The organism is Stenotrophomonas sp. SI-NJAU-1, assembly GCF_020883215.1.
Lineage (GTDB): Bacteria > Pseudomonadota > Gammaproteobacteria > Xanthomonadales > Xanthomonadaceae > Stenotrophomonas > Stenotrophomonas indicatrix.
On record NZ_CP086598.1, the window covers coordinates 2,331,788 to 2,344,971 of the forward strand.

Below are 13,184 nucleotides of genomic sequence, written 5' to 3' on the forward strand. Positions count from 1 at the left end.
GTGGTTTCCGCCGTTCTCGCCGAGCTGCTGGCCGCGCGCCGTTCCGTGCTGAACCAGGCCGTGGTCGATGCCCGCCACCGCTGGCCCGGCCTGGACATGGCCGCCTTCAGCGCGTTCGTCACCCAGACCATCGACCCCCTCTGCCAGGCCATCCAGCGCCACCAACCGTCGGCAACGCAGAGCACCTGCGAGGCCGCCTTCGAGATCGGTCTGGAGCTGGTGGCGCAAGGCCATGCCGGCCCCAAGGCGCGTCTCCCGTGGGTCGAGCAGGCCTGGCGCTCGCTGGCCCCGGCCCTCGTCCCGTTGCTGACCCACGCTCCGCGCGAGACCCTCGGCACCATCAGCAATGCGGTAGTGCGGCTGGGCGCCAGTCCGGACATTCGCGTCGCGCAATGGATCGATGCGATGGCCGCGCATGCAGGCGGGTGCACATCCTTGCCGGAACTGCGCGACATCGGGGCGCTCTGTGCCTGGCAGGCGGGGATGGTGCAGCTGCGCCGCCCTGCCCTTGCCCGTATCGATGCCCTGCCCGCGAATACGGTGGCCGCCGTGCTGGGCATCGATGCGGGCGATCTGGCCTCGGTCCGGGTCCAGCTTGAGCAGGACCGCTGGTGGAATCCGCGGCAGGGCAGCGTCGACCTGCGCGGGCATCGTGTCGGCGGCTTCAGCGGCCTGGACGGCGCGTTTCCGGCACCGCCACAGGTGCGTGCAGCAACCGAGGGCTTCGTGGTCGAAAGTGCAGGCGGGTACTTCCTGCTGCTCGCCGATGCCTTCGGTGCTGTCCTGCTGCCTGCCAGCGCCGCCGAGTACGCAGCGGGCAGCAGCAGTGGACCGGCGCCGGATGTGACCGCCCGGTTGGGTGTGCAGTGGATGGCGCCGGCGTTGTCCAAGGACGACCTGTGTGCCGTCTCCGGTGCGTCGGGCATCGCCCTGTTCTCGCCGTGGTCGCACCATGTGCACGTGTTGCCACCCCAATGAGTGCCACGGTCGCTGATCCGCTGCAGCCCTGGCGCGAGGCCTGGCCACAGGCACTGGCCACATGGAGCCGTTTCACCCGGCTGCAGGACCCGAAGCTGTGCCATTCGCGCATGCAGGCGGCTGCCGAGGGCCTGACCGGCAGCTTCGCGGCCATCCGCCTCGCCGACCAGCGCATCGTCATCGACCTGGAAGAAGTACAGCGCCTGCAGCTGCAACCCTACGCGCTGGAGATCCTCGCCCACGAGATCGGCCACCACGTGCTGGCGCCTGCCACCGCCAGCGACCATGCACGTCTGCTGGCGCGCATCCGCCGTGCGCTGCCGACGCTGGAAGCGCATGCACCGATGGTCGCCAACCTCTACACCGACCTGCTCATCAACGATCGCCTGCAGCGCCAGAGCGGGCTGCGCATGGATGCGATCTATCGACGCCTGGCCGCACAACCGGCGCAGGCCAGCTCGCCGGTCTGGCAGCTGTACATGGGCATCTACGAGGAACTGTGGCAGCAGCCACGCGGCACGCTGGGCGGCTCGACCGACGACAGCGCATTGCAGGGCGATGCCTGGCTCGGTGCACGCGTCGTGCGCGTCTACGCCAGCGACTGGATGATCGGCGCTGGCCGCTTCGCCACGCTGCTGCTGCCCTGGCTGCTGGAATCACAGCAGGATGCGCGGGTGGATGCCTTGATGGATACCCGGCACGCCGGCCAGGGAAGCCAACCGGTCGGCCTTGGGCAACTGGAGGACGACGAGCTGGCGCCGGCGCCGCACCCTGCATCCGACCCACGCATCACTGGCGATGAGCACGGCGGCGACGCACAGCAGAAGAGCGATCTGCCTGCGGATGCGCTCGCTGGGGACCCTGCGCACTCGCCAGGACAGATGCGCGAGCCGTTCGAGTACGGGCAGATCCTGCGCGCGGCCGGCCTGGACCTGGATGACCATCAGATCGCCGTGCGTTACTACCGCGAGCGCGCGCTGCCACACCTGATCCGCTACCCGTCGCGGCCGCAGCCGCAGGCCCTGGAGCCACTGCCGGAAGGGCTGCAGCCCTGGGAAGCCGGCGATGCACTGGACGCAGTGGACTGGCTGCAATCGGTGCTGCAGTCCCCCCATGTGATTCCCGGGCTGACGACGGTACAACGTGTACACGGGCTGGCACCCGGCCGTGAACCCGCTGCCGAACCGGTGGACCTGGATCTGTACGTGGACAGTTCCGGTTCGATGCCCAACCCGCAGGCATGGACCTCGTTCCTGACGCTGGCCGGCGCCATCATCGCGCTGTCGGCGCTGCGCGTGGGTGCACGCGTGCAGGCCACGCTGTGGAGCGGCACCGGGCAGCACCTGCACACCGACGGCTTCGTGCGTTCGGAAGACGACATCCTCAAGGTGCTTACCGGCTACTTCGGTGGCGCCACCGCGTTTCCGATCCACCGGTTGCGTGACACCTACGCCGAGCGTCCGCCGCATGCACGGGCGGTGCATATCCTGCACATCTCCGACGACGGCATCACCACGATGTTCGACAAGGATGAGCGCGGCAACAGTGGCTGGGACGTGGCCGCCAGAGCGCTGCGTGTGGCCGGCGGTGGCGGCACCATGGCGCTGAACCTGTTCAGCCCGCTGCCGTCCCGCATCGCCGATGCCGGCAACGCGGGATGGACCGGCGATCTGCTGCGCGCACGCGACGCGGGATGGAACATCCATGTGGTGCGCGACATGGCCGACCTGCTGCAGTTCGCGCGCGCCTTCAGCCAGCAGCACTACGGCCCTGGCGGCATGCGGGTGCAGCGATGATCGTGCTCTGCCTTGCGCCCGCGCACCTCTGACGATTGCCCTTTCACCCAGGTATTTGCCAAGTCTGGACCCTGACCATGCTCTCCGGCCCCTCCCTTGACGTTCTGCTGCGGCGCCTGCTGGACATGCCGCCCGATTTCCTCGAGCCACCGCGCCGCGTCGGCAGCGGTCGGCTGCACGTCGCGGCGGTGGTGGGCGATGTGTTCGCCGCACGCTCGCTGCCCCTGCCCCCTGCACTGCGGGCAACGCTGTCGGGTGATCTGGCCGGCGTGGATGCAAACCAGCTCTCGCTTTCAGCGGTGACCGCATGGCTGATGGCAGATGCGTACTGGAATGCACTGGAGATCGCCCCGGAGGCGTGGATGCCCCTGTTCGCCGAAGCAGTGCCAGCGCTGGCGGCCAGTACCAGCGCAGACCGGTTCGTGTTCGATCCGGAGCGCCGCGAAGAACTGGTGCGCACCGTGGTGGCCCGGCTGGGCCTGCTGCCGCAGGGTGAAACAGCGGCCCAGGCGACCGATCGCCTGGCCCGGGTCAGCGGCGTGGAACGGCAGCGCCTGCTCGATGCCAGCCGCGCCGCTGAAGCGCGCGCGCGTGCCATCCGCGAGGCATTGGCGCGCAAGGCGGCCGAAGAGTCTGCGGACAAGTGGACCCGCGAGTGAGCCGCGAGCCGACCGATGCCGATCGCTATCCCACGCTGAGCGCGGCGGGCCTGGCGATGCTGCAGCAGATGCGCGAGCACCCGGCGGCGCCGATCTTCCGCAATGCCAGCGGCAACCGCCTGCTTGCCGATGAGGTGACGGCATTGCGTGGCTACGAACGGGAGATCACCTGCGCGCGCTTCGAGTGGACGCCAGATCAACCGCCACCGTGGCTGCAGGCGCATGTGACCGAGGTATTCGCGCAGGTGCCGTATTACCGCGCCCAGGCGATGCCAGCCGCCTTCACCGACATTGCACCGGTCCACCGTGGCGACCTCGCAGCGGACATCGCCCGTTTCGTGCCGGACCCGGTACCGCTGGAGCGGATGATCAATTTCCGCACCACCGGCACCACCGGCCATCCACTGGTACTGCCATCGCATCCGGTGGTGGCGGCACGCTATCTGGCCCATCACAAGCGCGCCTTGCAGCGCTTCGGCATCACCCTGGCGCACGGCCGCGGCCAGATGGGGGTGATGCTGCTGGGCATGCAGCAGCGGTGCTTCACCTATGTTTCGGTGACACCGACGATGGACGAATCCGGCCTGGCCAAGATCAACCTGCATCCCGATGACTGGCGCCATCCTGAGGACCGCGCTCGCTACATCGACCAGATGCAGCCGGAAGTGATCGCCGGCGATCCGATTTCCTTCGCAGCGCTGCTGGAATTGCCCGTACGACACCGGCCGCAGGCGCTGCTGTCGGTATCGATGGCACTGTCTCCGGGCCTGCGCCAGGCCCTGGCCGCGCGCTTTGGCTGCGCGGTGCTCGATCTGTATTCGATGAACGAAGCGGGCCCGCTGGCCGTGCATGACGATGCTGCCGACGGCCACGTACTGCTGCAGCCGCGCATGTATGTGGAAATTCTCGGGCCCGACGGGGTGCCGTTGCCGCCCGGGGAGATCGGTGAGATCACGCTCAGCGGCGGATTCAACTTCTGCCTGCCGTTGCTGCGCTACCGCACCGGCGACCGCGGCGCGCTGGCCATGGCCGGCGATACGCCGATGATCGTCGGCCTGCAGGGGCGACGTCCGGTACGCTATCTGACTGCCGACCAGCAGTGGATCAACAACATCGACCTGACCCATGCGCTGGCTGCGCTGCCGTTGTCACGATACGTGGTGCATCAGCACAGCGATGGCCGCGTTGCCTTGTCGTTGCCACCTGCAGAGCTGGGCTACTCCGCCGAGGCGATCCGCTGCCTGCGCGCGGTGTTGCGAGGACAGCCGGTGGATGTCATTGCGCTGCAGCGCGAAGACAAGGTCCTGCAGTACTCCAGCGACGTAGCCGGGAGCAGTTCGCCGCCCCCGTGATCGCCGTCGCTGCTGCGCATCTGCGAGCACACTTCGATCCCCGTGCACGTCAGCGTATCTGCCAAGCAGTCCGTGCGGGCGTATGCTGGCAGGCCCCGCCTGTGAGCGAGCTGTCATGCGTAGCCTGTACCCACCCGTCGAGCCCTACCTTGAGCACACCCTGCCGGTGAGCGAACTGCACACCCTGCATGTCGAGGAGTGCGGCACGCCCGATGGCATTCCGGTGGTGTACCTGCACGGCGGCCCGGGCGCTGGCATCTCGCCCACCCACCGCCGCTTCTTCGACCCCAGGCGCTACCGCATCGTGCTGATCGATCAGCGCGGCAGCGGCCGCTCCACGCCCTTCGGCGAGCTGCGCGACAACACCACGCAGCATCTGGTGGCCGACATCGAGAAGGTCCGCCAACATCTGGGCATCGAGCGCTGGCTGGTCTACGGCGGCTCCTGGGGCTCAACGCTGTCGCTGGCCTATGCACAGGCGTATCCCGACCGCGCCACCGGGCTGATCGTGCGCGGCGTGTTCCTGGGGCGCGAGGAAGAGAACCGCTGGTTCGCCGAGCTCAACGGCGGTGCGCGCTGGATCTTCCCGGAGCGTTGGGATCGCTACCAGGCCCACATCCCGCAGGACGAGCGCGGCAACATGCTCGACGCGTACTGGAAGCGCCTGGACCACGCCGACGAAGCCATCCGCATCGCCGCGGCACAGGCGTGGCTGGGGTGGGAGGACAACGCCGCCACGCTGCGGCATGACGTCGACGCGGTGTCCGCTACCGATCCGCTCGATACACTGGCCAAGGCACGCATCGAGGCCCACTACTTCCGCCACAACACTTTCCTCGAGCACGGCCAGCTGCTGCGCCACATCGATCGCATCCGCCATCTGCCGGGGGTCATCGTGCAGGGGCGCTACGACATCATCTGTCCGCCGCGCAGTGCCTGGGACCTGGCACAGGCGTGGCCGGAAGCCCGACTGGAGATGGTCATCGCCGGCCACAGTGCCAACGAAGCGGCCACGACCGATGCCCTGGTGCGGGCCACCGACGCTTTCGCGGACCGCAGCTGAACAGAAGGGGCCAACGGCCCCTTTTTCTATACCAAGGTATAGCCGGGCTAACCCACGGGCCTCTAGGCCTGCTGAATACGAGCGCGGACAATAGCGCCACTGGCCAGCGACTGGCCGCCCCACGCGGAGACGCAGATGGATCCCGACCCTGCCGGGCGCAACGCGCGCCCCTGCCTGCCTGCTTGTTCACTGCTGGCGACTGACGGCCGGCTCCTGTCCGTGTAAGCGATGGGAGCCCCGGGCAGCGCCTGCCCGGAGGAATCCCATGTCCTACAAGATTCTCTACATCACCGTGCGCCGCCTCATCGGTGAGCGCGATGTTTCCGCCCTGCGCAGCCTGCTGCTGCAGCACGGCCCTGTCCTGTTCGCCCGTTCGCTGGCCCTCGGCTCGCCACGGGTGGTGGCCGACGCACTGTCGCTGCTGCCGATCAGCGAGCGCATCAACGTGCTGCGCCACCTGCCCTACCCGCTGCGCGATGCGATGAAGCCGCTGTGCATCGGCGGCAGCCAACGCTTGCGCATGCAGCCCTGGTCGCCGTCGGTGCTGGCCATGCGGCACGCCTGATACCACCCCTTCCGCTCCACGCGCCGGCTGCGCCCGGCGCCGCTCCAAGAGGACCTTCCCATGAGCCTGCTCAACGCCTGGTTCAACGCCTTCCTGCGCAGCCGTCGCGCGGGCAACCTGTTCGGTCGTCGCGCGATGCCCGAAGCCGGGTACGGCCGTGGCAGCGCACAGGCCGCGCCCACCGCGCTCACTGCTGGACTGCTCGCGCTTGCACAGGGCAGCGAAGCCGATGCGCTGGCCACCCTGCAGTCACATGTCGACGGTCTCAGCCCGCACGAGGCCGAAGAGCGCCTGCTGCGCTTCGGTCCCAACGAGGTCGATCACGAGAAGCCGCTGCCGTGGTGGCGCCATCTGTGGCAGTGCTATCGCAACCCGTTCAACCTGCTGCTGACGGTGCTGGCGGCCGTGTCCTGGCTGACCGAAGACGCCAAGGCGACGGTGGTGATCGGTGCGATGGTGGTGCTGTCCACCCTGATCCGCTTCGTGCAGGAGGGGCGTTCCAACCGCGCTGCCGAACGGCTGAAGGCGCTGGTAAGCAACACCGCCCGCGTGCTGCGCCGCGCTGCAGGCACCGAGGCGGCGGAGGTGGCCGACCAGTATTTCGGCGCACAGCTGCACAGCCGTCGGCCGGCACGGCTGCTGGACCTGCCGATCCGCGCTCTGGTACCGGGTGACCATATCGTGCTGTCGGCCGGCGACATGATCCCGGCCGACTGCCGCGTGCTCGCCGCCAAGGACCTGTTTGTCGCACAGGCGGCGATGACCGGCGAATCGCTGCCGGTGGAGAAGTTCGTGCAGCCGGGCTCCGCCGACGCCGGCCTGATAGAACAGGCCAACCTGTTGTTCATGGGTACCAATGTGGTGTCCGGCACGGCAACAGCACTGGTGCTGGCCACCGGCAACGCCAGCTACTTCGGCACCCTCGCCCAGCGCAGCAGTGCCAGCGACCGCGCGCCGACAGCGTTCCAGGCCGGGGTCAACAGTGTCAGCTGGCTGCTGATCCGCTTTGCCCTGGTGATGGTGCCGTTCGTGCTGCTGGTCAATGGCTGGACCAAAGGCGACTGGACCGAAGCATTCCTGTTCGCGCTGTCGGTGGCGGTCGGCCTGACCCCGGAAATGCTGCCGATGATCGTCACCTCCACCCTGGCCAAGGGCGCGGTGCTGCTGTCGCGGCGCAAGGTGATCGTCAAGCGCCTGGACGCGATCCAGAACTTCGGTGCGATGGAAGTGCTGTGCACCGACAAGACCGGCACCCTCACCCAGGACAAGATCGCGCTGGAGCGGCACACCGATGTGTTCGGGCAGGATTCGGAGGATGTGCTGGCCTTCGCCTACCTCAACAGCCACTTCCAGACGGGCCTGATCAACCTGCTGGATCGTGCGGTGCTGGAGCATGTGGAGCTGCAGAGCTCGCTGCGCCTGTCACAGGACTACCGCAAGGTCGATGAGATTCCCTTCGACTTCGAGCGCCGTCGGATGTCGGTGGTGGTCTCCGAGCGCGAGGACCATCACGAATTGATCTGCAAGGGCGCGGTGGAGGAGATGCTCGCGGTGTGCAGCACCGTGCGCGAGAACGGCCGGGACATGCCGCTGGACGGGCAGCGCCTGGACCGGGTGCGGCAGACCACCGAGGAACTGAACGAACAGGGCCTGCGCGTGGTGGCGGTGGCGATGAAAGAAACCGCTGCCAACCAGACGGTCTACTCGCAGGCCGACGAGCGGGATCTGACCCTGGTCGGCTATGTGGCCTTCCTCGATCCGCCGAAGGAATCCGCTGCTCACGCACTGCAGGCACTGGCCGCGCATGGTGTGGAAGTGAAGGTGTTCACCGGCGACAACGAACTGGTCACCGCGCGGATCTGCGCCCAGGTCGGCCTGGACGCCGACACGATCGTGACCGGCCCGCAGATCGAGCGCATGGACGACGCTGCCGTGGCGCGTGCACTGCAGGAGCATCGCGTGTTCGCCCGCCTCACGCCCCTGCACAAGGAACGGCTGGTGCGCGCGCTACGCGCGCAGGGCAAGGTTGTCGGCTTTCTCGGCGATGGCATCAACGATGCTCCCGCACTGCGCGCCGCCGATATCGGCATCAGCGTGGACAGCGCGGTGGACATCGCCAAGGAGGCCGCCGACATCATCCTGCTGGAGAAGAACCTGATGGTGCTGGAGGAAGGTGTCATCCAAGGGCGTCGCACCTTCAGCAACATGCTCAAGTACATCCGCATGACGGCCAGCTCCAACTTCGGCAACGTGTTCTCGGTGCTGGTGGCCTCGGCGTTCCTGCCTTTCCTGCCGATGCTGCCGCTGCAGCTGCTGGTGCAGAACCTGCTGTATGACATCTCGCAGATCGCCATTCCGTTCGACAACGTGGATGAGGAGCTGGTGCGCACGCCGCTGAGGTGGAACCCGACCGACATCGGCCGTTTCATGGTGTTCTTCGGGCCGATCAGCTCGATCTTCGACCTCAGCTGCTTCGCCCTGATGTGGTACGTGTTCGATGCGCGCACGCCGACCGACCAGGGCCTGTTCCAGTCCGGTTGGTTCGTGGTCGGGCTGCTGACCCAGACCCTGATCGTGCACATGATCCGCACGCCCAAGGTACCGTTCCTGCAGAGCATCGCCGCACCGCCGCTGCTGCTGATGACCGGGGCGATCATGGCCATCGGCGTGATCCTGCCGATGAGCCCGCTGGCCGGCTACTTCAAGCTGCAGGCACTGCCTGCCGGTTACTGGCCGTTCCTGGTGGCGATCCTGTTCGGCTATGCGGTGCTGACCACCGCGCTGAAGAAGCTCTACATCCGCCGCTACGGCTGGCAGTAAGCGCGCCGCCGCAGGGAGACGCATCATGGACTTCAACCCACACCTGCCCGCGTTCAACGCGGGCGCCACCCTCAGCTCGCTGATCAGCCTGTCCGTCGCCTTCGTGCTGGGTGCGCTGATCGGCCTGGAGCGGCAGTTCCGCCAGCGCACTGCCGGCCTGCGCACCAATACGCTGGTAGCGGTGGGTGCAGCGGTGTTCGTCGACCTGGCCGTGCGCTTCCACGACCTGTACGGCGGGCCGCCGTCGCCACTGCACGTGGTGGCCTACGTGATCTCCGGCGTCGGCTTCCTCGGTGCCGGCGCGATCATGAAGGATGGCGCCCAGGTGTCGGGCCTGAACACCGCCGCCACGCTGTGGGGTTCGGCGGCGGTCGGCGCCTGTGCCGGCATCAAGCTGCTGCCTGAAGCGGTACTGGCTGCGGTGTTCGTGCTGGCTGCCAATACCCTGCTGCGGCCGGTGGTGAACCGCATCCAGCGGCAACCGCTGCCGGAAGCGTTCAGCGAGGCCATCTATGCCATCAACGTGGTCTGCCAGCGTGAGCAGCAGGCCGAGGTGCTGGACCGGCTGCTGCTGTTGCTGGAGCAGGCGCAGTACCCGGTACGCGCGGTCGACCAGCGGCCGTTCGGCGAGCGCGATGTCGAGATCGAAGCGGTGCTGTACGCCACCACGGTCGATGGCGCAGAACTGGATGCGGTGCTGGCAACGCTGGCCGCCACGCCGGGCGTGCTGCAGGGATTCTGGAACGCCAGCCTGGAGGAGTAGTGCCGGCCGCTGATGGATGCATTCCGCCGGGCATGGCCCGGCGCTACCGTGCACCGCCTTGGTCGGCACAGTCCGTCAGGCGCCATGACCGCGGACAGCGCCTGCCGACCTTGCCCGGCATCCACCGAAGGCGGCTTTGCTATCCTTTCCACCCACGCCAGGGAGCTATCCCGATGCCATCGTTGTCGCCCCGCCGCCCACTGGTCGTGCTGGCCCTGATCATCGTGATGGCGGCCATCTTCCTGGTCGATACGGTTACCGACTACGCCGTTGCTGCTGCCTGCTTCTACGCGGCGGTGATCCTGGCAGCGTCGCGGCGGCTGCCCGCACGCGGGCTCATCGCCCTTGCGGCAGTCTGCATCGGCCTGACCGGCCTCAGCTTCTTCCTGACCCGCTTCGGCACCTACCGTATCGGCCTGGTCAATTCAGCGATCGGCATGCTGGTGATCGGCATCACCACCTACCTGGCATTGAAGATGGAAGCGGCCAAGGCCGCGGTGCAGGATGCACAGGCGCGACTGCTGCGGGTGGCCCGCGCCTCCACCGTCGGCGAGCTAACCACCTCCATCGCACATGAAGTGAACCAGCCGCTGGCGGCCATCGCCAGCAGCGCCGAAGCCAGCCAGCGCTGGTTGGCCCAGGAACCGCCGAACCTGGACAAGGCGCGCCAGACCATCGCCCGCATCGTCGCCGACGCCCATCGCGCCAGTGACGTGATTGCCCGCATCCGCGGCCTGACCCAAGGCGCCGCGCCAGAGCGCCAGGCCTTCGACCTCAATCTGGCCACCGAGGAAATGCTGGCACTCTCGCGCAGCGAACTGGAACAGCATGGTGTGACCGTGGCGCTGGTGCTGGGCAATGAGCTTCCCCCTGCCCTTGCCGATCGCGTACAGGTGCAGCAGGTGATCGGCAACCTCATCCTCAACGCCGTCGATGCGATGTCGGACACGCCCGCGAGCGAGCGCAGGCTGTCCCTGCTGACCGCGTACGATGGCCGCGGCCACGTCAGCCTGAGCGTGCGTGATCGTGGCGTCGGCCTGCCCTCGGAGCACACTGACCGCGTGTTCGATGCATTCTGGACCACCAAGGCGAACGGCCTCGGCCTGGGCCTCAGCCTGAGCCGCTCGATGATCGAGGCCAACGGCGGCCATATCCGCGCCGAACGACCGGCCGGTGGCGGCGCCTGCTTCATCTTCGAGCTGCCCACGGCCACGGAGGCTGCGCATGCGTAAACCCACCACAACACCTGTGGAACCGGCACCGATCGTCTACGTGATCGACGACGACGCCTCGGTGCGCGCCGCACTGGAGGACCTGCTGGCTTCCATGGGCCTGCAGGTGCGGGCCTTCGCCTCCACCAGGGAATTTCTTGCCCACCCGAGGGACGATGCTCCCTCGTGTCTGGTGCTGGACGTGCGCATGCCCGGGCAGAGCGGGCTGGATTTCCATCGCAGCATGGCCAGCCACGATCTGCACCTGCCGGTGGTGTTCATCACCGGCCACGGCGACATCGCCATGGGCGTCAATGCGATCAAGGACGGCGCCATCGAATTCCTGACCAAGCCGTTCCGTGACCAGGAACTGCTGGATGCGATCCACAGGGGCATCGGGATCGATCGCCTGCAACGCCGCGAGGGTGACCTGCTGGCCGCATTGCAACAGCGCTGGGGCACGTTGAGCGCCGGCGAGCGCGAGGTGGTTGGCGGCGTGGCGCGCGGTCGCCTGAACAAGCAGATCGCCGCCGACCTGGGGGTCAGCGAGATCACCGTGAAGGTGCGTCGCGCGCAGGTCATGCGCAAGATGGAAGCACGCACGCTGGTCGATCTGGTGCGCATGTACGACCGGCTGCAGGCCGCTGCGCCATGACCGCCTGCGTGGCCCTGCTGCGCGCGGTCAATGTCGGCGATACCAGCGAGCTGTTCCATCCATTGCGGCGATGGCATGGCCGATTCACGCCTGCGCGCACACCGTGGGCAAGCTGGTGATGATGGCCGCTGCCCTTCACTGAGCCGGGGTCGTTACCCGCGCGCCGCTGCGATGTTCCGTTTCAGCCGTGTATCGGCCAACCCCACCGCCAACAGCACGATGCTGGTCAGCCACCCTGCCGCCAGCAGGTGCATCCATGGCAGCGCGAAGCCGAGCACGACCAGAACCCCTGCCCCCACCAGGTGCGAGCGCGGCACGCGGCCGTAGACCGCCCGCTTGTACAGTGCGCTGCCCAGCAGGTAGATCAACGGCCCCGCTGCCAGCATCGCGGCATACGGCAGGGTCACCCTCGCCTCCGGTTCGTCCATCACCAGGTCGTTGCCGACGGCGGTGGCGATGATGCCGGCGATCAGCAGCGCGTGAACGTAGTGGAAGTAGGCGCCGATGCGGCCCGGGTCGTCGGAACGGGTGATGGTGTCGGTGGCGTCGCGGCTGGAGATGCCGAAGTACAGCCACCACATCGCGATCGTACCGGCAAAGGTCGCCAGCACCGCCGACACCACCGCGCCACTCCAGTGCTCCACCTCGCTCAGCACGCCGCCGGTTGCCAGCAACGTCTCACCCAATGCGACGATCACGAACAACTGGCAGCGCTCGGCCAGGTGCCCGCCTTCGATGGTCCACTCGCGGGTACGCGAACGGCCAAGGCCCGGAAACGCGAAGCCGAACATCGGCGAGATGTACTCGCAGGCGACCGCCACCGCCCACAGTGCCAGCCGCGCATTGCCCTCGACCGCCGCACCGGCCAGCCAGAAACAGGCCGAAACGCTGACCCAGGCCAGCATGCGCCTGAAGTTGGCGGCCAGCGGGTGCGAGCGCCCTACTTCCAGCAGCACAAACAGCGTCCGCCCTACCTGCATCGTGGCGTAGGCACCGGCGAATATCCAGGCGCGACCGGCAAAGGCTTCCGGGATGGACGAAGACATCAGCAACGCCAGCAGCATCGTGACGAACAACAGGCCACGGATACGCGGCGCCTCCGGGTCGAACCAGTTGCTGACCCAGCACGCGTACTGCCAGCCAAGCCAGACCGCAAACCACAGCACCAGCGTCTGCAGCACGCCCAGCAGGCCCAGGTGGTGCAGCAGGTGGTGGCTGAGCTGGGTGACCGCGAACACATAGACCAGGTCGAAGAACAGTTCTTCGTAGGTCACCCGTGCATGATGGCCGTCGCGACGACGCAGGGCAGGAAGACGGGGCAT

The 13,184-nt window shown here is 67.6% G+C and carries 11 protein-coding genes; 10 read left to right on the top strand and 1 reads right to left on the bottom strand.

Going from position 1 to position 13,184, the window contains the following annotated elements; genetic code table 11:
- The 10 genes from LMF57_RS10735 to LMF57_RS10780 all read left to right on the top strand — a co-directional run bounded on the left by LMF57_RS10735 (position 1) and on the right by LMF57_RS10780 (position 11,862).
- Positions 1-978, top strand: a complete 978-nt coding sequence (locus LMF57_RS10735) for a hypothetical protein (protein WP_208083010.1) — start codon at positions 1-3, stop codon at positions 976-978.
- A complete protein-coding gene (locus LMF57_RS10740; protein WP_208083011.1) occupies positions 975-2,774 on the top strand; it encodes a hypothetical protein in 1,800 nt (599 codons plus the stop codon). Before LMF57_RS10735 ends, LMF57_RS10740 begins: the two co-directional genes overlap by 4 nt.
- Positions 2,775-2,851: 77 nt before the next feature.
- On the top strand, positions 2,852-3,433 hold the full coding sequence (locus LMF57_RS10745) for a hypothetical protein (RefSeq protein ID WP_208083012.1): 582 nt from the start codon (positions 2,852-2,854) through the stop codon (positions 3,431-3,433).
- Complete coding sequence (locus tag LMF57_RS10750) at positions 3,430-4,785, top strand: AMP-binding protein (protein WP_208083013.1); 1,356 nt, start codon at positions 3,430-3,432, stop codon at positions 4,783-4,785. Before LMF57_RS10745 ends, LMF57_RS10750 begins: the two co-directional genes overlap by 4 nt.
- Positions 4,786-4,900: 115 nt before the next feature.
- Positions 4,901-5,848 carry a prolyl aminopeptidase gene (gene pip / locus LMF57_RS10755; protein ID WP_208083014.1) on the top strand — a complete coding sequence of 316 codons (948 nt, stop codon included), beginning with the start codon at positions 4,901-4,903 and terminating at the stop codon, positions 5,846-5,848.
- 265 nt (positions 5,849-6,113) lie between these two features.
- The gene (locus tag LMF57_RS10760; RefSeq protein ID WP_025874438.1) at positions 6,114-6,413 is read left to right on the top strand and encodes a hypothetical protein; all 300 of its coding nucleotides are present in this window, start codon (positions 6,114-6,116) and stop codon (positions 6,411-6,413) included.
- A gap of 60 nt (positions 6,414-6,473) precedes the next feature.
- Positions 6,474-9,233: a magnesium-translocating P-type ATPase gene (mgtA, locus tag LMF57_RS10765; RefSeq protein ID WP_208083015.1), complete on the top strand. Its 2,760-nt coding sequence runs from the start codon at positions 6,474-6,476 to the stop codon at positions 9,231-9,233.
- A 25-nt stretch (positions 9,234-9,258) separates the two neighbouring features.
- Positions 9,259-9,996, top strand: coding sequence for an MgtC/SapB family protein (locus tag LMF57_RS10770; protein WP_025874436.1), 738 nt, complete (start codon positions 9,259-9,261; stop codon positions 9,994-9,996).
- A gap of 173 nt (positions 9,997-10,169) precedes the next feature.
- Positions 10,170-11,228, top strand: coding sequence for an ATP-binding protein (locus LMF57_RS10775; protein WP_208083016.1), 1,059 nt, complete (start codon positions 10,170-10,172; stop codon positions 11,226-11,228).
- Complete coding sequence (locus tag LMF57_RS10780) at positions 11,221-11,862, top strand: response regulator transcription factor (RefSeq protein WP_208083017.1); 642 nt, start codon at positions 11,221-11,223, stop codon at positions 11,860-11,862. The genes LMF57_RS10775 and LMF57_RS10780 overlap by 8 nt, the downstream gene beginning before the upstream one ends.
- Positions 11,863-12,014: 152 nt before the next feature.
- Here LMF57_RS10780 and LMF57_RS10785 read toward each other — a convergent pair whose 3' ends face one another.
- Positions 12,015-13,184 (bottom strand): low temperature requirement protein A, encoded by a 1,170-nt coding sequence (locus LMF57_RS10785; protein ID WP_229289828.1) that lies wholly within the window; start codon positions 13,182-13,184, stop codon positions 12,015-12,017.